Here is a 23,361-nt window from a genome sequence, read left to right on the forward strand (position 1 = left end):
GACGGTCGGCGGATGTTCCGGTGCGGGGACAGCAGCGCAGCCGGAGAGCAGTGAAAGTCAGACACAGCTGGCGTCTGTTTCGGAGTCTTCGAGCAGTTCTGACGCTTCGGAAGAGAATTCCACGCAGAAATCCGCATCATCCACAGCTTCTTCCGATGCCGCAGATGCATCGAGCAGCCGAGATATTTTTGCGATGGATACGTACATGACGGTCACTGCCTATGGTCCGAATGCAGAAACGGCGGTGGATCAGGCGCAGCAGGAGATTGAGCGGCTGGATGCACTTCTGTCGACCGGAGAGGAGACGAGTGAAGTAGCGCAGATCAATGCAAACGGCGGCGGAACCTTATCGGAGGATACCACCTATCTGCTGGAACGCTCGCTGGATCTGTATGACAGCACAAACGGCGTTTTCGACATCGCAATTTATCCGATCATGGACGCCTGGGGTTTTACAACCGGAAATTATACGATTCCTTCGGATGAGACGATCGAAAGCCTCCTTCCGCTGACCGATGCCAATGACATTCTTTACGACAAGGACAGCGCATCGATCAGCTTTGCCAAGGACGGCATGAAAATCGACTTCGGCGGAATCGCAAAGGGTTATACATCCGGCAGAATTGCGGATATTTACCGGGAATGCGGTGTGACGAGCGGGCTCATCAACCTCGGTGGAAACGTTCAGGTTGTCGGCACGAAAACGGATGGCAGCAAATGGCGTGTTGCTGTGCAGAGTCCGGAAGCGGAGGATGATTATCTCGGCATTCTCTCGACGGCCGACCGGGCAGTTATTACTTCTGGCGGCTATGAGCGGTATTTCGAACAGGACGGCATGAAATATCATCACATCATCGACCCATCGACCGGTCATCCGGCAAATAACGGTCTGGTGTCGGTGACGATCGTAAGTGCTGACGGAACACTGGCGGATGGCCTTTCGACTTCTCTTTTCATCATGGGAAAGGACAAGGCGGCCGAATACTGGCGTGCACACAGCGATGAATTTGACACCATTCTGGAGGATGAGGACGGCGTTCTGTATGTAACCGAAGGAATTGCTGACGATTTCACATCCGATCACGAGACAAACATTATCAGGAAAGACGGTGATACATAACCATGGGAAAATGGAAAAAACTGACAGCATTTGCACCGGCTCTCGCGGCAGTTATCGTAGCAGCCTGCGCCGGTATTTCGCTGAACGGCTACACTGCACCGGTTTACGCCGTAGAGCAGCCGGAGGCACTGGTGACACCGGAGCCGGAACAGGATACCGATGCAGCGGAAAAGAAAGATGATACCAAAAAGAAGGACGATACAAAAAAGACAACCGATACCGAAGCAGAACTTGTCGCAGCAGTCGGTTCCGGCAGCTTTGAGCTGGCGGACGGAACGTATGAAGGAAGCGGAACAGGTTTTGGCGGTACGATTACAGTCTCTGTCGTATTGAAAGACAAAACGATTCAGTCGATCTCGATTGTAAGCGCTCCCGGCGAGGACGCAACTTTCCTGAACCGTGCGAAGGGAGTTATCGACCGTATCATCGCATCCCAGAGTGTGGATGTGGACACGGTTTCCGGTGCAACTTTCAGTTCAAAAGGTATCCTTGCAGCCGTGAAAAATGCACTGACCGGTCAGGAGGACACTTCAGAACCGGCATCCGCATCAGGAGCGGCAGGCGGCGGAGCCTCTGCTGGCGGAACCGTTACAGTATCTAAAATCGAAGAACCGGCTGCCTACCGGGATGGAACGTATTACGGAACCGGAACAGGATTTGGCGGCACAATGAAAGTCTGCGTTGTTGTCAGCGGCGGAAAAATTGCTTCGATTGATATTGTGGAAAACAGCGATACGCCAAGCTACCTTTCCAGTGCTTCCTCTCTGATTTCGACGATTATCTCAACACAGAGTACGAATGTGGATACGGTCTCCGGCGCGACATACAGCTCCCGCGGTATTATTGAAGCTGTGCGGAGTGCCTTAAGTCAGGCGGCAGTGAACGGGTCTTCCAGTACAAACGGAGGAATCCAGAGCAATACAAACAACGGAAACAACAGCCAGAATAATAATCAGAACAATAACAATTCGTCTGCATCCAAGGGAAGTTTCCCTTATCAGGACGGAATTTATTACGGCACGGCCGCCGGTTTCCAGGGAGACATCAAAGTGGCGGTAGCCCTGCAGGATCAGACGATCAAAGCGGTACTGATTCTGGGAAACGAAGATGACGAGACATTCTTCAACCGTGCCAAAGTCGTAGCGGACCGCATCGTAGACGGACAGAAAACCGATGTGGATCTCGTATCCGGCGCAACGTACAGCTCCCGCGGCATCCAGAACGCAGTAAAACAGGCGCTGGAAAATGCGAAGAAGGCAACAAACGGCGAGACCGTTCCGGATAACGGAACGAGCAGCGGCGGAACCACAACGATTCCGGAAGGAAAATTCCCATACGAGGAAGGCATTTACTACGGAACCGGCGAGGGCTATCTGGGAGACATTACAACGGCAGTTGTCATTCAGGATGAGACGATCAAGGCAATTCTCGTGACCGAGAGTGAAGATGACGAAGCATTCTTAAAACGCGCAAAACAGACAGCAAAGGACGTTGTGAAAAACCAGACACTGGAAGTTGACACCGTTTCCGGCGCAACCTACAGCTCCAGGGGAATTCTTGCGGCAATCGAGGAAGCTTTAAAAGAGGCAGAACGCGTAACTGAGGAAAAGAAAAATCCAACCCCGACGCCAACGGTAACTCCGACACCGACCGAAACACCAACTCCGACCGAAACTCCGGAGCCAACTGAGACGCCAACACCAACCCCGACGGAAACTCCGGAACAAAAGATCTATCAGGACGGCGAATACACAGCGATTGCCGTCTGCGAGCCGGATGAAGATGAAGATTTTACCGCTTATCAGCTTTCCGTGACGGTAACAATTGAAAACGATAAAATCGTAGCGTTAAGCAACATCACCGGTGACGGAGACAGTCAGAATGCCTCCTACATCCGCCGCGCATCCGAAGGAACCTCCAAAATCAAAGGCGTTTCCGCTCAGATTCTGGAAACCGGAACGCTTGAAAACATCGACACCGTTTCCCGTGCAACCTGCTCCTCAAAAGCCATTCTTGAGGCATGCCGGAATGCGCTGGATGCTGCGAAAGTAACGCAATAAAGGGGAAAACAGATGAGACAATTGATTGTTCGTTTTTTGAATGTCGCTGTCATTGCTGCTGTTCTGATCGGCTACAATACCGTACTCGATAAAAGAGACAAAGAGGATCAGATCGCGCGGCTCTCGGCAGAGCTTGAGACGACCCAGCTTCAGAAGGAAAATCTGCAGGCCGCAGCAGCTGCATCCAACACGGCGGATACGGCCGCAAGTGAAGCAGCAGAAGCAGAAGGGCAGTACGTGGACGGTACGTATGACGGTGAAGCTGACGGCTTCGGTGGCACCATTGCAGTTGAAGTAACCGTAGAGGGCGGCCAGATTACCGATCTTGCCATCACATCCGCCGACGGCGAGGACAGTGCGTATCTGTCAAACGCGGAGGCGATCATTCCAAAGATTATTGAGGCACAGTCCGCCGATGTTGATACGATCAGCGGAGCAACATTCAGCTCCACCGGTATCAGAAATGCGGCGCAGGAAGCAATAGAAAAGGCGGAGAAATAACATGAAAAATTTAGATCTATCCACATTACCGGCAAAGAAGAGAAAACAGATCGTTTCCTGCCTGCGTGCCGGAATCCAGCTTTTATATTTCCTGTTTCTTCCGTCAGTATTTACCGCTGCATTTAACGGAGTGAAATACATTTTTACGCAGCTTGGACAGGGTGAAAAAATTGAGATGACCGCGTTTGTGTCGGCTCTGCTCCTTGTCTGTGCATTTACGATTGTTTTCGGCAGATTTTTCTGCGGTTTTGCATGCGCTTTTGGAAGTCTGGGGGATGCAATGCACGCAATTTATGGTATAATCTGTAAGAAACGTAAAAAGAAGCCCAGATGCATCAAACCGGAACTGGCAAAAAAACTGGCGCTGGTCAAATACGGCATTCTGCTTCTGATTGCTCTTTGCTGCTTTGCAGGAGTTTATCAGAAAGCAAGAGGAACAAGCCCGTGGGATGTCTTTTCCATGCTGCATGCGGGAAATTTCCGACTTTCCTCTTATATTCCAGGCATTGTTCTTCTGGTGCTGATCCTGGTCGGCATGTTCTTTGAGGAGCGCTTTTTCTGCCGTTTCCTGTGCCCAATGGGAGCTGTCTTTTCTCTGCTTCCGATCCTGCCGTTCTTTACTCTGCACCGGAAACGCGAAAACTGCATCCGCGGCTGCAGCGCCTGCACGAGACAGTGCCCGTCAGCGGTGGAACTGCCATCCGATGGATACGTGGAGATCTCCGGCGACTGTTTCCAGTGCCAGAAATGTATTGATACGTGTCCGAAAGGTAATATCCGCTGCGGGGTAAAGGAATTTCACGGAAATGAAATCCTCTTTACGCTGTTCCGTGCTGTATTCCTGCTGACACTGCTGTTATGGGCTGGCATCTGATTCAGAATAAGGAAAACTATATGAAGAAAAAAGATCTGATTCTGGCAGGCGCCGTTCTGCTCCTGGCTGGAATCCTTGCCCTGGCGCTTCGGCTGCCGAAAACGGAAAATGGAAATACCATGAAAGTCACGGTGGACGGCGAAGTCTACGGAACGTATTCACTCGCAGAAAATCAGACCGTGAAAATTCAGACGGGTCACGGAACGAATGTCCTGGTGATCGAAAACGGAAGTGTCCATATGGAAGAAGCTGACTGCCCGGACGGCTACTGCAAAAGACAGGGTACGATTTCCCGGGTAAATGAGACGATCGTGTGCCTGCCGCATAAGCTGGTTGCGGAGGTAGAAAGTGACGGATCCACAACGGACGACGCCGACGATGCGCCGGATGTGATTGTAAAATAATACCAGCTTAGAAGAAAGGAATTGGAATTTATGAGAGACAGCCGCACTGCAAGCAGAAAAATTGCCTTATGCGCCATGCTGATGGCACTTGCCATGATCTTCAGTTATGTGGAGGTACTGATCCCGATCAACCTCGGTGTTCCTGGAATCAAACTCGGCATTGCCAATCTGGTTGTAGTCGTCGGCCTCTTTTTCCTTCCGGCAGGGGAAGTCCTGATGATTTCCGTCGCCCGCATTCTTCTGATGGGGTATCTGTTCGGAAATGGAATGTCCATCCTTTACAGCCTTGCCGGCGGGCTTTTGAGCTTTCTTGTGATGCTTCTGCTGAAACACATCAAGGGCTTTAGTATCACCGGCGTAAGTATTGCAGGAGGCGTGACGCACAATGTCGCGCAGATCTGCGTGGCGGCTCTCGTGGTGCAGAACCGCAAACTGTTCTATTATCTGCCGGCGCTTCTCGTGGCCGGAGTCATCACCGGAATGCTGATCGGAATCCTTTCGGACCGCATTCTTTCTGCGGTAAAACGCGAGGGACGAAAGAGTTCTTCGCGGTGAAAACTCCATATCTACGGAATTTTTTCTGTGTGGGAACGAAAATCATCCCACAAACTTCACAGTATCGGATCATTAAATAGTAAAAATACTCAATAAGCAGAATCTGTGCCTCTTTTGAGAAAAAATAATCAGTTAAGAGTTAGACAAAACGATTAAAAATTAGTAGAATAATCTACGGTTAGTTAAAACAATTATTGATTAGTGAAAACTAATATAATAATGAAGGACAGTTTTGCCCCTGTTTTTCCTGCAAAACTGTGGAAAAGGAAAAAGGAGGAAGTTATGATCAAAAGAAAAGAACTTCAGAAAAAATCATTAGCAGCCGTAATGGCAGCTTCCATGACCATGAGCCTGCTCCCGGGAACCGCACTGGCGGATGCTACAAGTGGCGTGCTGGCAGATGGCACTTATGAGTCTACGGCTCATGTTACCAGAACTGCAGAAGACGATGAGGATGAGAATGCATGGGATGAATATGACGTTAATGTCAAAATCACAGTTGCAGACGGTAAGTTTTCTGATATTGCAGTAACACCTGGTTCTGGATACAATACAGAAAATGCTACATATTTTAAAAAAGCAGCTACAAACAGCAAAGGATTCAAAACGAAACTTCTTGGAAAAGATGCAACGATTGAAAACATTGAAGGATGGGATATTGTATCGGGTGCAACCAGAACTTCGAATGCAGTAAAAACCGCGGCTCTTGCAGCAACCCAAAAAGCAACCCCGACTCCAGAAGCAGTAGACACCACAGCACTTGAAAAAGCAATCGCAGATGCCGAAGCATTAAAGGAAGCTGACTACACCGCAGACTCCTGGAAAGCTGTCCAGACTGCTCTTACCGCAGCAAAATCTGCTCTTTCTGCAAAAGAATCCCAGAGCGCTGTTGATACCGCGAAAGATGCGCTGAATACTGCAGTAAAAGGCCTTGTTAAAGCACCGACTCCGACGGCGACCCCGACAGCAACGCCAACCGCAACCCCAACGGCGACCCCGACCGAGACTCCAACTGAGCAGGTGGCTTACGTTCTGATGAACATTCCGTATGATGAATTTTATGCTGCAGATGTAAACAACTCTGTTCCAGTGGATGTATTTTCTTCCGCAACGAAGAGCAAAACAAGAACAGCCACTCTTGCCGGTGGTTCTTATCATACCAATGCAGATGGAAGTGCAATCAATGGAATTACCTTCCCGGTTAAAGTAACAGGAGTGGATCTTTCCAAATTTAAGAAAGTAACAGATTCTGACTCTGTAAGTATTACAGTAACAAACCGTGGTCAGACATCTACACAGACATACACTGGAAAAGACGCCTTATTTGAAAACTCAGACTATGCATATTATGTATTAAGCGAAGTACCTTCTTACTACAAAGAAGCAACGGTAAATGCAGATGGCTCTCTTTCTTTTGGAAAAACAGTTGGAACTGCAATTGAACTGACCAATGTATCTCCGGAATTTATGACTGAATCAAAATATGGAGATTATCAGCTGGATCTCGACGGACTGGAGAACACGATTGATGTTGGAACCGATCAGATCTATGGTGTTATTGTCAGCACGAAAGAAGGCAATGACTATGGTATGCGTCATGTGGAAAATATCTGGCGCGGAACAGAGCTGGCATGGTCAACTGGATTTACAACACAGGTACATGGATGCCTGACTTCTTCTGCACATTACAAGAGCATGATGGGACAGCATATCAATAAGGTTACTTATTATACCAGCAAAGGAATCTACACGATTCCAGTGAATGATATTTTTGTTCCAACAAAATTTGAGGCAAGTGTATCCGTAGAAGACGCTTCTCTTTCCGCTGGAAAGACAACGATGACCGTAACCGGACTTCCGGCTGATTATGATGCAGAATATTCCGTAGATGGTCTGGATGGATTTGCAGTAGACGGAAATACCATTTCTTATTCCGCAAATGCGAAAAAAGGAATGTATACTCTGACGATTCATGATAAAAAAGGTGTTTATGCAGATCTGACACAGAGCTTTACTCTGTATACAGATGCAATGCCGGCTGCTTACAACGAAAAAGGAAGTGCTCCGGCGCTTGTAAAAGCAGAGAATGCATCAGAAGATGACTTTGCTGATTATATCAAGAACATCACTTCGGTAAAAGTAAATGGAAAAGAATATGCAGCAACTGGAAAACGGAAAACAATTCTGATCAAAGAAGACGGTACGCTTGATCTGACAGCTGCCGCTTTTGCAGAAGGAAATAAATTTGAAATCGAAGTAACTGCAACAGGTTACAAGACGCTTTCCTTTACTTATGAGAAGAAAGAAACAACATATAAATATGTATATGCAGGTCTTACCTGGGCTGAATATTGGGCAGCAGAAGGAGTTCAGGCGGCAGGAAGCGACGCTGGTTCGGATGAAACTGACAGTCGCGAAGAAAGTGATAAAGGCGCTTTTGATGTTGTAACCCGTGCGACTACAAACCATGGACTGCACAGAGGAAGCTTCCAGTGCGCAGCGACTATCTACATGAAAGATGGCACAACCTATGATGTAGCATATTATACCGCAGCAACCACGGCAGTTCTGACGAACGGCGAGACCGTAACTTACGATAAGAGCCAGATTGATCATTATGAAGTAAAAGGTCTGAAATATGTGCCTGTAAAAGTTTCGGAAGATGATTACGAAGATTTCTGCAAAAAGTATGTTGTGGTAGAAAACGGCGGAACACTTTCCGGTGGATTTTCTGAAAATAAACTGCAGAGCTATACAGGCCTGGTTGCAGATGTAACAGAAAACACAAACGGTCTGAAGATAGCAGTGAAAAATGCAGATGGAAGCTTCTCCTTCTCTGCAAGAACAACAGGAAGTGAATCCGGAATCAAAGATCAGGCGCTGAAGACAGCTCCGGATGCTGAGACCGTAGGACTGACCGTGAAAGAAGCCAATGGTTCTTATGGAGAATTCCTTCGCGTAGATTTAACGGGAGATTACGGCGATCTGGCTGCTAATCTGCAGACCGTAACCTGGACTTATTACGGTGATGATTCCACTTATACGAATGCAAAAGCAACGTATGGAACAAAATTCGCAGCAGATAACTGGATGCATAAAGTAATGGGAATCCAGCTTGGCCTTACCGATTCCCTGCGCTGCACTTTACCGGAGGGAACGGATGGAACCGGTTATTGGAAGATTACGATTCATGCACTTGGCTATGCAGATGCTTCCTACACTTTTGAAGCAACCAAAGCGAATATTGTAGGAGCTGATCCGGTAGAGAGCACAGCAGCACTGGAAGAGGCAATTGCAAAGGCAGATGCACTGAATAAAGATCTTTACACGGAAACTTCCTGGAATAATATGCAGACAGAACTGGCAGAAGCAAAAGAAGCATTGGAGAAAAAACAGAGCCAGGGAACCGTAGACGAAGCAACAGAGCATCTGAATGCAGCAATCGAAGCACTTCAGTCCCAGTATGTATTAATGAACATTCCGTATGCTGAGTTCTATCAGGCAGAGGTTCATAACGATATTCCAGTAGATGCATTTACTTCCGCAACCAAGAACAAAACAAGAACAGCCTCCCTTTCTGGCGGATCTTACCATGTGAATGCAGACGGAAGCGATATTACAGGTATCACCTTCCCAGTAAAAGTAACAGAGGGTATGGATCTGAGCAAATACACGAAAGTGACAGATGAGGATTCTGTAGAAATCACCGTTACCAACCGTGGACAGACATCCACCACAACGTATACCGGAAAAGATGCACTGTATGAGAATGCAAGCTATGCATATTACACTTTACATGAGGTTCCGTCTTATTACAAAGAAGCATCTGTAGATGCAGACGGCAATGTAACCTTTGGTGCTGTTCAGGGAACCGAGACAGCAAAGCTGGAAAATGTAACGGCAGAGCTCTCCACTAACAGCAAATACGGTGATTATCAGCTGGATCTGGATGGTCTTACTGATACCATCAAAGCAGGCGAAGATACCGTATATGGTGTTGTTGTCAGCACAAAAGAGGGCAACGATTACGGAATGCGTCATCTGGAGAATATCTGGAGAGTGTCTAAGCTGGCATGGAGCACTGGATTTACCACAAGCGTTCATAATTGCCCGACTTCTTCTGAACATTACAAGAGTATGATGGGACAGACCATCAACAAAATTACCTATTACACCAGCAAGGGAATTTACGAAGTCGACGCAGATGTATATGTACCGGTTAAGTTTGCATATGAATTTTCTGTAGAGAATGCGTCTGTCACATCTGGAAATGCTTCTGTTAAACTGGAAGGCCTGCCGGATGATTACGATGCTGTCTATACAGTAGAAGGTCTGACGGGAACCGTGTCCGGTGATACTCTGTACTTCAAGAATGCAGAGAAAGGTTCTTATACATTGACTGTCAGCGATAAGAATGGTAAATATGCAGATCTTTCCGCAGACTTTATCCTTTACACGGAAGAGATGCCGGCAGCATTTAACGAAGATACGACAACACCGGGTCTGCTTAAGAAAGGGGATGCAACAGATGAAGAGTTTGCAGATTATCTGAAGAACATTACCTCTGTTACTGTAAATGGAAAAGCATATGCAGCAAGCGGAAGAGGAGCTGTTGTACTGTTCAATGAGGATGGTTCCTTAAAGACAGATGCAGCACCGTTCGCAGAGGGCGATTCCTTTGAAATTACAGTTTCTTCACTGGGATATCAGGATCTTAGCTTCACCTGGAAGAAATCAGCAGAAGAGCCGACTCCTACTCCTACAGAGACCCCAACCGTAACCCCGACCGAGACTCCGACGGTTACCCCAACTGAGACTCCGACGGTTACACCTACAACAGCACCAACCACAACCCCGACGACTGCTCCTACCACAATACCTACGACGCAGCCGACGAAGACCCCGACAAGCACCCCGAAAGCAACATCTACTCCGCTTGCAAGTAATAAAGTATCCAATACCTCTACTTCCAAGAAGAGCGATAATGCAAAGACCGGTGATGCTACCAACATCTGGGGATGGGTAAGCATGGCAGTTGCATCTCTTGGCGCTGGCGGACTTGGATTCAAACTCCGCGGCAGAAAGAAAAAAGACGACGAAGAGTAATTCAGAACAAAATGACTGAGAAATTCTTCTGACATAAGAAATCACAGAAACCTCTGTTCCAGCTTTTCTGGCGGAGGTTTCTGCCGTTTCGAGGAGTAAAAAAGTGATTCTTTTCTTTTTGTAAAAAACAAAAAATTAAGTGTTCACACAATGCCCAATTCGTGCGATAATAATACTGTGTTTTTTGCACATGCAGCACAATGGAGGTGACTTAGAAAACATGACAGCAAAACTGTTGGAAAAACATATTACCGATACAATTCGGGAATGGCAGGTGAAGATCGGCTATGAGGGCGGTACGATGAAGCTCTACTACCCGGCGGAGTCCCTGCGCCGTTCCCTCTCTTTAGACGAAACAGAAGACCTGGCTAAAGCGCTTTCCGCGTTCTGTAAGAACGTACAGCCGCGCCTTGGAATGCTCGCTATTTCGGCAGTCAAAGACCGCTACTGTGTGGAAATCCCGGAGGAGGGATGCTCTTATATTGAGCGGGAAATCCCTGTTCCGGAGCTCCTGCAGAACCTTCTGCAGGTGATCACAACGCCTGGAAACACAATGGAACAGGTTCGAAACTGCTTTTCTTCCTATGCAGAGAAAATGCATACTACCGTGGAAGAAAACGCATCCGAGGAGCATGAGATGGGCCATGTATTTTCTTTTTCAGACCCGTCTGTAGATGAATACTGTTACTGTGTCGAAGAAAATGAATTCGGCCTGACGTATCACCGTTTTTCACGGGAAGATTACGAGGCTTTATAAATAAAAGGAGGATATACACCATGGAATTTACAAAACTGCTGGAAGAAAGAAGAAGCATCCGCGCGTTTGATCCGGAGAAACACGTAACCGCAGAGCAGATCCAGGAGATCGTACAGGCAGCGATTCAGGCACCATCCTGGAAAAACTCACAGACAACACGGTACTATGCCCTTGTAACACCGGAGAAAGTCGAAGAATTTTCCGCAAAATGCCTTCCAGAATTCAATCAGAAGAGTTCAAAGGGAGCCGCACTTGTCGTAACAGCATTCGTAAAAGACCGCTCCGGCTTCACGCAGGACGGAACACCGGACAATGAAGTCGGAAACGGCTGGGGCTATTACGATCTTGGCCTGCATGACGAAAACCTGATCCTGCGCGCAATAGAACTCGGCCTTGATACTCTGATTATGGGAATCCGTGATGAGAAAGCTATCCGTGAAGCCCTCTCCATTCCGGAGAATGAGCTCCTTGGTGCTGTCATTGCTGTCGGCTACCGTGCCATCAACCCGGACAAGCCGAAACGTAAAACCGTGGACGATATCTTAAAACTGTTCTAAATCCGGCGCATCCGTGTGAAGACGTGCGCGGTACTTTCCAGGTGGGAATCCAAAGAACCGGGAAAACTGCTTGCTGAACGCATAGACATCGCCATATCCGACAAGACCGGCAATTTCCTTCATCGGTACGCCGCCCTCGAGAAGAATACAGGCCTGCTCCATTTTCTTCCTAGTGCGGTACCGTGCAGGAGAGACGCCGGTCTGTTTTTTAAATACTTTTCGAAACGTCTCATAACCGATCTGGAGTGACCGGGCAAGCTCTTCGAGAGAAATTTCTTCATCAAGATTCTGCGAGAGCATATCGCAGGCGGCCTCGATCGGATCCCGCTGCAGATTCACCCGGTGCGCATGGTAGCCGTACATTCGCAGAATCTCTTTTTCCATCTCCGGAATCCGCAAAGGCAGCAGACTGTCCGGTGTGGCCTTTAACGACTGCAGAAGCTTCTGATACCGCTCGAGATCGCCGGGAAGCAGCTCTGCCTTTAGCACCGGCTCCCGGTTCAGAACCGAAAGCGAGCAGAAAGAATCAAAAAACGGTTTCCCAATCGAGATAAAAAATTCCAGCCATTTCCCATCGGGGTCTACGCGTGTGGAATGCGGCACACCCGGCAGACGCTGGACCAGGCTTCCCGCCTGCAGCGGATAGGAGGTGCCGTCCTCGGCAATATATTCCCCGCTCCCGCGCAGCAGCACGAAACAGCTGTAATACTCGTTCGAAAAATGATACTGCGAGCGGTCCGCCGTCTCTTTCCGCATAAAACCGCACGCCAGAATCCCGTTCTTCATTTCATTTCCAATACAGCGATAGATAACATCGCTCTTTTCTATTTTTGCAAGCAGATATTCCGGTATCATACGACTTCTCCTTTGCTTTCCCATTTTGGATAAAAGAAACACCAGATCAACTATTTCTCATCCACGTGCAGTGTTTTATACTGAATCATAAGATAACTGCATGAATCTTCTGAAAATCCACAGATGTATTATATCACAGGAAAGCAAAAAAGGAACACCAATCTGGATAAAAAGAAGAGAGACAGTCGGAAAATGCGAAAGCAAAGGCAAGGAGGGTTTCAAGAACATGAGACAGACAAGAGACTGGGAAAATCAGTATATAACGCAGAAAAATCGTTATCCGATGCATACGCCATACGGTGCGTATGAGACGGTAGAGCAGGCGCTCGCCGGAAATCGGAACGCGTCCCGCTTTGTAATGGATCTGAACGGAGACTGGAAATTCAAAATGTATCCGTCACCGGAAGCGGTGGAAGCATTTTATGAAGAGAATTTCGATCACGCAGCATGGGATGCGATTCCGGTGCCGTCCAACTGGGAACTGCAGGGATATGGAAAGCCGGTTTACACCAATATGCTGTATCCGTTCAAACGGGAGGCAAACGGCGAAGCATTTGAGATCGAGATTACCGAAGGCACCTACGAGCTGAATGCGCCGTACGTACCGGAGAAAAATCTGACTGGCTGCTATTTCAGAACCTTTGAGGTTCCAACAGACTATATCGGCCGACAGCTTCTCATCGATTTCGGCGGTGTGGAGTCCTGCTTCTATCTCTGGGTCAACGGAAAACAGGTGGGGTATTCCCAGGACAGCAAAGTGAACGCGGAATTTGACATCACTGAATATGTGCAGGAGGGAACGAACACCCTCGCCGTACAGGTAATGCGCTACTGTGACGGTACTTACCTGGAAGATCAGGATTACTGGCATCTGTCCGGTATCTACCGCGATGTCCGCCTCGTATCGAAACCGGTGCAGCACATCCTGGACTATAAGGCAGAGACACTGTTCACACACCCGGATTACACGAAAGCTACCCTCTCTGTCACGATCTGGCCGGACAACTCCAAACCGCTGTACGGCGAGTATCATGCCAAAGTGACGCTGTATGATGCAGAACAGAACAAAGTAACCGAGATGGATTCGAGACCGTTTGCTGAGTGCGGCTTCTATCTGATGCCGAAATTCATCGCAACCGTTACTGCTCCGGTAGAGAACCCGGCACTCTGGACTGCAGAGACTCCGACACTTTACACCCTCGTTGTCGAGCTACAGAACAAAGAGAATGAGACGGTTGATATCGAGAGCTGCAAGGTCGGCTTCCGTCAGGTGGAAATCAACAGCCGCGGTGTTCTGACCCTGAATGGCAAACGCCTTGTGATCCGAGGTGTTGACCGCCACGATTTTTGCGCCGAGACGGGACGTACCGTTTCTGAGGAGCAGATGCGAAAAGAAATTGCTGTGATGAAACGCCTGAATTTCAACGCTGTTCGTACCAGCCATTATCCGAATTCCGTGAAATGGTATGATCTGTGTGACGAGCTTGGCATTTACCTTGTCGATGAGACAAATCTTGAGACGCACGGTTACGGCGGACAGCTCAGTGCATCCGCTGAGTGGACAGCCGCTTATCTGGAGCGTGCAACCCGTATGGTACTGCGTGATAAAAACCATCCTTCCATCGTCTTGTGGTCCCTTGGAAATGAATCCGGTGCCGGGGCGAATCATGCTGCGATGCACGGCTGGATCCGCGAATACGACAAGACAAGATACGTTCAGTATGAGTCCGGCAACCCAAAGAGTAATATTTCCGACGTCATCTGCCCGATGTATCCGACGATGAGCTGGCTTACGGATGTGATGGCAGACGATTCTGATCTCCGCCCGTTCATCATGTGCGAATATGCGTATGCAAAGAGCAACAGCAACGGAAACTTCAAGGAGTTCTGGGACTATGTCAATAAATACCCGCGTTTCCAGGGCGGCTTTATCTGGGATTTCGCGGACAAGGCGATTGCGATCCACGAGGAGGACGGAAATATCAAATACGGCTACGGCGGAGCGTTCGGAGAGGATGTGACCGATCCGGTTCCGGATATGTGTCTGAATGGTGTTGTCTTTGCCGATCTTTCCTATAAACCGGGCGCCTATGAGGTGAGAAACGGCCAGTCCCCGGTTACGATTGAGCAGGTGAAAAATCCATATACCGGCGAAACTATATGGGTGCTGGCAAACCGCTACCATACCCTCGATCTTTCTCATCTGCAGGTGCGCTATGAAATTGTGCAGAACGGCGAAACGCTTGCAAAAGGCAGCTATCCGGCATTTTACACGGCAGCCGGAACAACAGAGACGCTTCCGCTTCCGGAGCTTCCGGAACAACTGCATGGCGAGGCGTATGTAAATTATTACGTTGAGCTTGCCCAAGATACCTTCTATGCCCCGGCGGGAACAGAACTATACCGCCGTCAGATTCCGGTTACTACAGGTGTTTATCTGGCAGACGAGAAAACGATTGTGGAGAAACCACTGACCGTAGCGGAGGATGAAAATCAGGTTCGCATCACCGGCGAAGAGACCGAAATTATCTTTGATAAAAAGACAGGTGAATTTACCAGATATCAGGCAAAGAGCGTTTCTTTTATGAACGGCGGAAAAGATGAATTTTATCGTGCCCCAACCGGTATTGATGAGGGAACCCATGAAAGTGATTACGATGATATCTGGCGCGCGGAAGGTCTGGATCGTCTGAAAAAGGAAGTACAGTCAGTATCGGCTGTCAGTGCCGGAAATCAGGTGCTTCTTGAAGTGCAGGCTTCCTATACCGCGGAGCCGGACAACGCAGTACTCTTTACCGCTCATACTCTGTATCGCATCGGCAGTGAGGGAATGGAGCTGAAAAACGAAGTAACAAACAACAGCGGCCTTGAGACCATCGCAAGAGTCGGACAGTCGTTCTGCCTTCCTGCAGCGTTTGATACGCTCAGCTGGTATGGAAAAGGTCCCTGGGAGACGTATGCAGACCGAAAAGACGCAGCACTGATTGGACTTTATACATCTTCTGTAGCAGAACAGCACGTTCCGTTTGTAGTACCTTGCGAATGCGGTGGCCATGAGGATACGCGGTTTGCCGTTCTTTCAGATGGAACACATACCGTTCAGATTGTAGGCAGTGATGATTTCCATTTCAGTGCGCTTCCATATTCTATGGCAGAATATCGAAAAGCCGCATATAAGGAAGAACTTCCGGAGCAGACGACAGGAACCTGGCTGATCCTGGATGCAGCACACGCAGGCCTTGGCGGAGATACCGGCTGGACGAAAAACATCCATCCGGAATATCGCGTATGCAAGGGAAGATATAGCTATACGTTCCGTTTCCATTTCGCATAAAAGAAAAAATCGGCCAACTGCCTATTGGATTCTTACGGAACAAATTACAGATTTCTCGTGAATGCTGCATATGATGAAAGGAAGAAAGCTATGAGGAAGCAGGATATTTGCCTGCTTTTTCATAGTTTTTTAAGTTAATCTTAAATTTAGCAAAAAATAACTTAAATTGAGTTGACAGTTATTTGCTATCATATTAACGTAATCTTAGATGTTAATAACGTCATAGAGGAACTAATAGATAAGTGACAGAAAGTAGGAAAGAACGTGGGACGAAGAAAGAAGGTCCGTCTGGAACAGATTGCAGTGCAGTGGAGAAAAGAAAATTCATACGGTAGATATAACAATTCTTCCGGAAGAGGTAACGGATACAACTCCATTTTATCTGATGTCATTAATTATTGCATAAGATTTTTGAAGGAGAGGCTTCCGGAGATTGAGACAGCAGCACTTGGAAATGAAGCTGGAATGATCGGTGCAGCAAGTTTACTGTAAAATATGGAGGAGATAAGATGAGAATTAATCCTGATAATAAAAAAATACGTTATAGCGGAAGGATTGACTGGGCGAATCCAAAAGAACCAATCTGGGTTTATCCATGTACATCTGTGGAATTTAAATTTACAGGAAAATATTTGAAAATTTTCCTGAGAAACAAAAATGAATACTGGCAGAATTATCTTGGATGTATTTTAGATGGAGTGCAGTCGTGTTATTATCTGGATAACGAGAAAGAGAATGAAATAGAGATTCGTGTTCCTGAGAATGAAAACGGAGAACATCATGTTCTTTTCTTTAAACGTCAGGATTCCTGCCATGAGATGCACATCCTTGGATTTGAAATTGAAGACGGAGCAAAATTATTGGAACTTCCGGATGCACAGACAAGAAAAATTGAAGTTTACGGAGATTCTGTATCAGCAGGAGAAGTGACAGAAGCAGTGGATTATACAGGAAAGACGGACCCTGAACATCAGGGAGGTTATTCTAACAGCTGGTATTCCTATGCATGGATGACAGCACGTATGCTGAATGCACAGATCCATGATATCGCACAGGGCGGAATTGCATTGCTGGATGGACAAGGCTGGTTCCATGAGCCGAATCAGATTGGAATGGAAAGTGCCTGGAATAAAATCCGCTTCAATAAAACATTTGGTGAACTGACAGAATGGGATTTTAATCAGTATACACCGCAGGTTGTTGTCGTGGCAATTGGCCAGAATGATAATCATCCGTTTGATTACATGTCAGAAGTCTATATGTGTGAGAAAGCAATTCTTTGGAGAGAACACTATACAGAATTTTTAAAAAAACTGCGTCAGGTATATCCGAAGGCATCGGTCATCTGCTGTACGACATTGCTTGAGCATGACAGTTCTTGGGACAAAGCAATTGACGATGTAGTGGTTTCTATGGGAGACAGTAAGATTTCCCATTGTATCTTTAAAAGAAACGGAGCAGCGACTCCAGGACATCTCAGAATTCCAGAAACCTATGAGATGGCGAGAGAACTTGCTGATTATATAGAGAATCTGGGAATCGAGGAATGGAAATAATTAGAATAGTAGAGTAATAAGAGGAAGATATCCTGGTGGTCTGATCCGGTTTTATTAGGACATTATCCGGATGAGGGATTGGTGCGTTATGAAAAATATCTTCCGAAAATCACAGAAGAAGATATGCGTCTGATCTCAGAACCGATCGATATCTATGGACAGAATATTTATAATGGAAGATGCGTCCGTATGGGGGAAGACGGAAAGCCACAGGAGGTTTGCCGATATGAAGGATTTCCTAAAACTGCGATCCAATGGCCGGTAACACCGGAATGTCTGCAGTGGGGACCGAAGTTTTTATATGAAAGATATCATAAGCCAATTTACATCACAGAGAACGGATTATCCTGCCATGATGTGATCTCATTAGATGGAAAAGTGCATGATCCAAACAGAATTGATTTTCTTGCAAGATATTTGCGAGAACTGAGAAAAGTAGCAGAGGAAGCGGATATCAGAGGATATTTCCAGTGGTCTTTGATGGATAATTTTGAATGGGCCAAAGGTTACTCATATCGATTTGGACTCGTATATGTGGACTACAGAAATCAGGAGAGAATTATGAAAGATTCCGCATTCCGGTATAAACACGTGATAGAAACAAACGGAGCAGAATTATAAATGGAAATAAAAGATCCCTTTTGGGGTTTATTTAGTAGCGTTAATAATAAATACTTGACAATTTATAAGGAGTGGTGTAGGGTAAAGGTGTCAAAGGAATTTCACCGGATCGGGTGTAATTCCGTTCACTATCCTATACGAAAAGAAGAGGTATTCATGATGAAAGAATTAAAGCCAATCAAAGAGGGTAAGGTACGCGAGATTTATGATAACGGCGACAGCCTGATCATGGTAGCAACCGACCGTATTAGCTGTTTTGATGTCATTCTGAACAATGTGGTAACAAAAAAAGGTACCGTTCTGACCCAGATGTCCAAATTCTGGTTCGATCTGACAGAAGACATCCTTCCGAATCATATGATCTCTGTAGACGTAAAAGACATGCCGGAATTTTTCCAGCAGGAGAAATTTGACGGAAACAGCATGATGTGCCGTAAGCTGGAAATGCTTCCTATCGAGTGCATTGTCCGCGGCTACATTACCGGAAGCGGCTGGGCAAGCTATCAGAAAACAGGAAAAGTATGTGGCATCGAGCTTCCGGAAGGATTAAAAGAATCTGACAAGCTTCCTGAGCCAATCTACACTCCGTCCACAAAGGCTGAAATCGGAGATCATGACGAAAATATCTCTTATGAGCAGAGCATCGCCCATCTGGAAAAATACTTCCCGGGAAAAGGAGCCGAGTATGCAGAGAAGCTTCGCGACTACACCATCGCTCTGTATAAAAAATGTGCCGATTATGCTTTAAGCAAAGGCATTATCATTGCAGACACAAAATTTGAGTTTGGTCTTGATGAAAACGGAAATATCGTAATCGGCGACGAGATGCTGACTCCGGACAGCTCCCGCTTCTGGCCTGCAGATGGTTATGAACCAGGCCATGGTCAGCCATCTTTTGACAAACAGTTCGCGCGCGACTGGCTCAAAGCCAACGATGGAAACCACGACTGGACTCTGCCGCAGGAAATCGTAGACAAGACGATCGAGAAATATCTTCAGGCATATGAGATGCTGACAGGAAAACCGCTGGCATAAAGAACATCATAGTGTTAAAAAGCTACAGGAGGCAGGTTCTGCCTCCTGTTTTTGCATATTTTGTGATAAGATCAGATGATAATCTGATACTCAAATGCGTGAAACATGTGATATAATGGGAAGAAAGACAGGATGCGAAGGAGGAAACACGATATGAAAATTGCTGCTGCAATTGAAAAAATGACAGATTTTTATAAGGGAAATATTCATGATATTTATCATTTTCTGAAGGTATGGGCCTTTGCAAAGAACATCGGCGAGGCGGAAGGACTGGATCCAAAAACACAGGAAACGCTGGAGATGGCAGCTGTTGTCCATGATATTGCCTGCCCGCTGTGTCGGGAAAAATACGGAAATACCAGCGGAAAGCATCAGGAAGAGGAAAGTGCGCCGCTCGTTGCAGAATTTTTCAAAGATGTACCGGCAGGAGAACTGGATGTCGAACGCATCACATGGCTGGTTACGCATCATCATACCTATACAAATGTAGAGGGAATGGATTACCAGATCCTGCTGGAAGCCGATTTTCTGGTCAATGCCGGCGAGAGCGAATATTCAAAACAGGCGATTGAAAATTTCTGCAGAAAAGTATTTCGGACGGAAGCGGGAACGCATCTGTTGAAGAGTATGTTTCCGGAGAAGGAATAAGGTCATGAAGTGTGACATCCTCCACCACCTCTACAGGTGGTGGAGGATGTCACTTTTACAGCAGGACAGCCGGGGGCATTTAACCTTTATGGCGGTCAACCGGGAGATCCCGAAGTATCTGGATGCTACCTTATGGAACAGGGGATTTGTGGATACAAACGGCAAATACTATGAGCTTTGGAATGCGCAGGCACAGTATTATACGGAGTAAAATTTTGGCAATCTGTCGGCAGAAGCCATTCACAGAGAGATTGACGGTACACTGAAACGGCTGGGAACAGATTATCTGGATCTGTATATCATTCACCGTTTTGACTACGAAACTCCGATTGAGGAAACAATGGAAGCCCTGAATGTATGACCGCACTGGCATGGCAATGGGCGAAGGGAGTCAGCTCCCCGATTATCGGTGCGACCAAGGCGGCAATTGTTTCGTAAAAAACTATGGCATGTAAAACGCCGTCAGACTTGTTGTAGTCTGACGGCGTTTTACGTTAGGAAGCTCTTTGAAGAAACATCTATATTATTTCGTTTCCTGTCCCGCTTTCTTCCGGAACAGTTCTTTTCCACAGCTGATGACAATGATGACACCAAGAACCATCAGCAGAATGGCGATGATGAGCTGCAGTCCCTCAACGAGGAAGACAGCGGTTCCTGCTCCATACGCTTTTACAAGTGCAATGACACGCTCTACCAGTGCGGTAAAGGTGACACAGAGCATGATGATGAGCGGCGGGAACAGGGTTCTGTTTTCACGGCCGGTGACTTTCAGGAAGACACAGAGCGTGATCAGAACGAGTGCACTCAGCATCTGGTTTGCACTTCCGAACAGCGGCCAGATATTGGCATATCCGATCTGGGTCAGGATGTAGCCGCAGAGCAGAGTAACAATGGTAGAGAAATATTTATTGCAGAGCAGCTTTCTCCATCCGGCAGCATGTTCCATATCATCGACAGTGAACAGTTCCTGGAAGGACATACGGCCGATTCGTGCAACGGAGTCAAGACTGGTAAGTGCCAGCGCCGATACACACATCGTCATGAAGCACTGTGCTCCGTATACCGGGATGCCGAACATTTCCAGAAATCCGGCAACACCGGAAGAAAAGATCGCAAATGGCGTTCCGACAGCAGCCGTACCGTCTGCAGAAGCAGCAGCACCGGCAACGCAGAGGGCGAGGACGGCAAGCAGGCTCTCCAGAACCATAGCTCCGTATCCGACTTTCTGCATATCTTTTTCATTCGCAATGGTTTTCGAAGAGGTTCCAGACGATACCAGGCTGTGGAATCCGGAAACAGCACCACAGGCAACGGTGACAAACAGGATCGGGAACAGATCTCCGGATGCCGCATTGTGGAAACCGGTGTACATTGGAAGATTCATTTTCGGGTGTGCAACAACAAGTCCGACAACAGCGCCAAGGATCATGCCGGCAAACATAAAGGTTGTCATAAAGTCACGCGGCTGCATCAGAAGCCACATCGGAAGGACAGCGGCAAGAAAGATGTAGGCAAATACCAGATAAGTCCAGGTTGCTTTGCTTGTTACAAGCGGTACATTCATGCCGATTGCAAAAGCTGCAACGGTGCATGCAAGGCCGAGTACCATTTCTTTCCAGCCTTTCCACTGCAGTTTTTTCTGGAGCAGTCCGAAGACAACAGCAAAAGCGATAAACAGAAGGGAGATGCTTCCGGCAGCGCCGTTTACAGTTGCCTGGGCAGAAAGCTTTGTGACGCCGTCAACCGTTTCGTAAGCATTAAATGTTCCGGCAACCATATCTGCAAAGGCGGCGATAACGATCAGTGTAAAGAGCCAGCAGAAGAGAAGAAACAGTTTTTTTCCTGTTTTGCCGATGTATTTCTCAATGAGAAGTCCCATGGATTTTCCTTCGTTTTTGACACTCGCATACAGCGCACCGAAATCGGTAACAGCACCAAAGAAGATACCGCCGATCAGGATCCATAAAAGGACGGGAACCCATCCAAAGACAGCGGCCTGAATGGCACCGGTGACAGGGCCTGCACCTGCGATTGAAGAAAACTGATGGGCGAATACGGTCCATCCATCGGTAGGGACGTAATCCTGACCGTCATTTTTTGCAACGGCAGGTGTTTTTGCTTTGGGATCGATGCCCCATTTCTTTGCCAGCCAGCTTCCGTAGAAGGTATAACCTGCTATCAGACATACAGCGGCGATCAGTACAATAACCAACGTGTTCATAATAAAATTCCTCCTCGTTCAAAAATGATATTTCCAGTTTACATGGATTTCAAATGGAAAAAGAAAAGGGAAAAGGCAATTGTGTTGGTATGCTTGGAAACAAAAAAAGCTTCGTCTCCCTGACTTATGCAAGAAGACGAAGCTTTCAAAAAACGCTCCGCGTTACCACTTCTAATTATCGGCTGTTTCTTTTGGTCGATCACTCAGACAAGATCCCCGAAACCATTTGATACACTTTCCGGTGAATCTCTTCTCTGCTAACGGTGAGAGGCCGGTCCGGACTACTTTCCATTTCTGGTTTCGTCTGTACAGCTCACAGGGGATTGTTCTTTGGGATACCTGCCATCTCGCACCAGCCGATGGTTCTCTGCAAAGGCTCACCCGAAAAATGTTGTCCTGCTCATTGCTTTTTTCTGATCCCTTTTTTCTTTTGAACACTTTGCATTATAGTCTCATTTTTCGGTTTGTCAAGCAATTTTAAAAAAAATATCATGTTTTTTCCCTGAAAATAGTAAAAATCTATTTCTTGACACAGAAAACCAGAATTTTTATAATAGAAGAAAAAGCGCAGAACCAGAAGGCTTCTGCGGAAAGGTGGTATTTTTGTATGGGGTATTATGACAAAGAACGTGTAAGGGGATTTTTGCACAATCAGGACGGTATTATGGCGAATGATTTCGGATGTTTCTTCTGACGGAAGAGTTTATGAGAAGATACAAAGACCGCTGGATCATCGGCGCATATGACTGTATCAACGAGCCGATCTCCATGACGCCGCGCCGCGAGGAGCTGACACCGAAGCTGGTCTATTTCTACGAGGAAATTGTGCAGACAAAGAGGTGAAGGTACAGGCAGCTATTCAGGGAGAGACTCTTTTTGAAGGGGTAATGCCTCCTGCCGGTGAGAAAGTAACTTCGGATGTTCATCCATATTTTGCATATGAAACAGCACCGAACACACTCGAACGGTTCACACTCGGTACCGTTACAGGAGAAGGCATTCTGAAAATAGAGGTTCTGGACGGATGTGCACGGTTCGGACAGATTGTGATTCGGAAAAGTGAAAAATAGCAGAACATAACGTTTCTTTATGAGAAATAAATAACAGATCTATCTGCCCGCAGGAATCAAAAAAATCCGACGGGCAGATTTTTTGAT

20 protein-coding genes and 1 pseudogene are annotated in these 23,361 nt (G+C 47.0%); 19 read left to right on the forward strand and 2 right to left on the reverse strand.

What is annotated here, in order from left to right; all coding sequences use genetic code 11:
- The first annotated feature begins 67 nt into the window (after nt 1-67).
- The 9 genes from DWW13_RS08145 to DWW13_RS08190 all read left to right on the forward strand — a co-directional run bounded on the left by DWW13_RS08145 (nt 68) and on the right by DWW13_RS08190 (nt 11,934).
- Nucleotides 68-1,120, forward strand: a complete 1,053-nt coding sequence (locus DWW13_RS08145) for an FAD:protein FMN transferase (RefSeq protein WP_243026071.1) — start codon at nt 68-70, stop codon at nt 1,118-1,120.
- 2 nt (nt 1,121-1,122) lie between these two features.
- A complete protein-coding gene (locus DWW13_RS08150; protein WP_118719807.1) occupies nt 1,123-3,180 on the forward strand; it encodes an FMN-binding protein in 2,058 nt (685 codons plus the stop codon).
- A gap of 12 nt (nt 3,181-3,192) precedes the next feature.
- Complete coding sequence (locus DWW13_RS08155) at nt 3,193-3,681, forward strand: FMN-binding protein (RefSeq protein WP_055228158.1); 489 nt, start codon at nt 3,193-3,195, stop codon at nt 3,679-3,681.
- 1 nt (nt 3,682) lies between these two features.
- Nucleotides 3,683-4,555 (forward strand): 4Fe-4S binding protein, encoded by an 873-nt coding sequence (locus tag DWW13_RS08160; RefSeq protein WP_117761496.1) that lies wholly within the window; start codon nt 3,683-3,685, stop codon nt 4,553-4,555.
- A gap of 20 nt (nt 4,556-4,575) precedes the next feature.
- Nucleotides 4,576-4,959: a NusG domain II-containing protein gene (locus DWW13_RS08165; protein ID WP_055266101.1), complete on the forward strand. Its 384-nt coding sequence runs from the start codon at nt 4,576-4,578 to the stop codon at nt 4,957-4,959.
- A gap of 30 nt (nt 4,960-4,989) precedes the next feature.
- Nucleotides 4,990-5,514, forward strand: coding sequence for a Gx transporter family protein (locus tag DWW13_RS08170; RefSeq protein ID WP_117508942.1), 525 nt, complete (start codon nt 4,990-4,992; stop codon nt 5,512-5,514).
- Nucleotides 5,515-5,796: 282 nt separating this feature from the next.
- Nucleotides 5,797-10,620 carry a penicillin-binding Tp47 domain C-containing protein gene (locus DWW13_RS08175; protein ID WP_158568305.1) on the forward strand — a complete coding sequence of 1,608 codons (4,824 nt, stop codon included), beginning with the start codon at nt 5,797-5,799 and terminating at the stop codon, nt 10,618-10,620.
- 220 nt (nt 10,621-10,840) lie between these two features.
- The gene (locus tag DWW13_RS08185) at nt 10,841-11,377 is read left to right on the forward strand and encodes a DUF3877 family protein (RefSeq protein ID WP_158576323.1); all 537 of its coding nucleotides are present in this window, start codon (nt 10,841-10,843) and stop codon (nt 11,375-11,377) included.
- 20 nt (nt 11,378-11,397) lie between these two features.
- Complete coding sequence (locus tag DWW13_RS08190) at nt 11,398-11,934, forward strand: nitroreductase family protein (RefSeq protein WP_118719809.1); 537 nt, start codon at nt 11,398-11,400, stop codon at nt 11,932-11,934.
- Here the strand turns inward: DWW13_RS08190 and DWW13_RS08195 are convergent.
- On the reverse strand, nt 11,920-12,789 hold the full coding sequence (locus tag DWW13_RS08195) for a helix-turn-helix domain-containing protein (protein WP_158576321.1): 870 nt from the start codon (nt 12,787-12,789) through the stop codon (nt 11,920-11,922). The genes DWW13_RS08190 and DWW13_RS08195 overlap by 15 nt on opposite strands.
- A gap of 226 nt (nt 12,790-13,015) precedes the next feature.
- Between DWW13_RS08195 and DWW13_RS08200 the strand changes: the two genes are divergently transcribed.
- The 8 genes and pseudogenes from DWW13_RS08200 to DWW13_RS08230 all read left to right on the forward strand — a co-directional run.
- Nucleotides 13,016-16,123 carry a glycoside hydrolase family 2 TIM barrel-domain containing protein gene (locus DWW13_RS08200; protein WP_158579762.1) on the forward strand — a complete coding sequence of 1,036 codons (3,108 nt, stop codon included), beginning with the start codon at nt 13,016-13,018 and terminating at the stop codon, nt 16,121-16,123.
- A 264-nt stretch (nt 16,124-16,387) separates the two neighbouring features.
- Nucleotides 16,388-16,615: a hypothetical protein gene (locus DWW13_RS08205; RefSeq protein ID WP_117812784.1), complete on the forward strand. Its 228-nt coding sequence runs from the start codon at nt 16,388-16,390 to the stop codon at nt 16,613-16,615.
- A 17-nt stretch (nt 16,616-16,632) separates the two neighbouring features.
- The gene (locus tag DWW13_RS08210) at nt 16,633-17,679 is read left to right on the forward strand and encodes a GDSL-type esterase/lipase family protein (RefSeq protein ID WP_118719815.1); all 1,047 of its coding nucleotides are present in this window, start codon (nt 16,633-16,635) and stop codon (nt 17,677-17,679) included.
- Between the two features lie 27 nt (nt 17,680-17,706).
- The gene (locus DWW13_RS08215; RefSeq protein WP_118719817.1) at nt 17,707-18,300 is read left to right on the forward strand and encodes a family 1 glycosylhydrolase; all 594 of its coding nucleotides are present in this window, start codon (nt 17,707-17,709) and stop codon (nt 18,298-18,300) included.
- A 159-nt stretch (nt 18,301-18,459) separates the two neighbouring features.
- Nucleotides 18,460-19,335 carry a phosphoribosylaminoimidazolesuccinocarboxamide synthase gene (locus tag DWW13_RS08220; protein WP_055217859.1) on the forward strand — a complete coding sequence of 292 codons (876 nt, stop codon included), beginning with the start codon at nt 18,460-18,462 and terminating at the stop codon, nt 19,333-19,335.
- 153 nt (nt 19,336-19,488) lie between these two features.
- Nucleotides 19,489-19,983: an HD domain-containing protein gene (locus DWW13_RS08225; RefSeq protein ID WP_117508936.1), complete on the forward strand. Its 495-nt coding sequence runs from the start codon at nt 19,489-19,491 to the stop codon at nt 19,981-19,983.
- A gap of 46 nt (nt 19,984-20,029) precedes the next feature.
- Nucleotides 20,030-20,194, forward strand: a complete 165-nt coding sequence (locus DWW13_RS18825; RefSeq protein WP_022462877.1) for a hypothetical protein — start codon at nt 20,030-20,032, stop codon at nt 20,192-20,194.
- Nucleotides 20,195-20,338: pseudogene (locus tag DWW13_RS08230) on the forward strand (aldo/keto reductase); the annotation flags it as partial.
- Between the two features lie 168 nt (nt 20,339-20,506).
- Here the strand turns inward: DWW13_RS08230 and DWW13_RS08235 are convergent.
- The gene (locus DWW13_RS08235; RefSeq protein WP_022462875.1) at nt 20,507-22,204 is read right to left on the reverse strand and encodes a carbon starvation CstA family protein; all 1,698 of its coding nucleotides are present in this window, start codon (nt 22,202-22,204) and stop codon (nt 20,507-20,509) included.
- Between the two features lie 705 nt (nt 22,205-22,909).
- On the opposite strand from DWW13_RS08235, the gene DWW13_RS18830 reads away from it, so the two are divergent.
- Entirely contained in the window at nt 22,910-23,047 is a 138-nt protein-coding gene (locus DWW13_RS18830) for a hypothetical protein (RefSeq protein ID WP_158579763.1), read from the forward strand.
- Complete coding sequence (locus DWW13_RS08240; protein WP_118719819.1) at nt 23,044-23,274, forward strand: hypothetical protein; 231 nt, start codon at nt 23,044-23,046, stop codon at nt 23,272-23,274. Before DWW13_RS18830 ends, DWW13_RS08240 begins: the two co-directional genes overlap by 4 nt.
- Nucleotides 23,275-23,361: the final 87 nt, after the last annotated feature.

The sequence above is a fragment of the Blautia sp. AF14-40 genome (genome assembly GCF_003479665.1).
Taxonomy (GTDB): Bacteria; Bacillota; Clostridia; order Lachnospirales; family Lachnospiraceae; genus Fusicatenibacter; species Fusicatenibacter saccharivorans.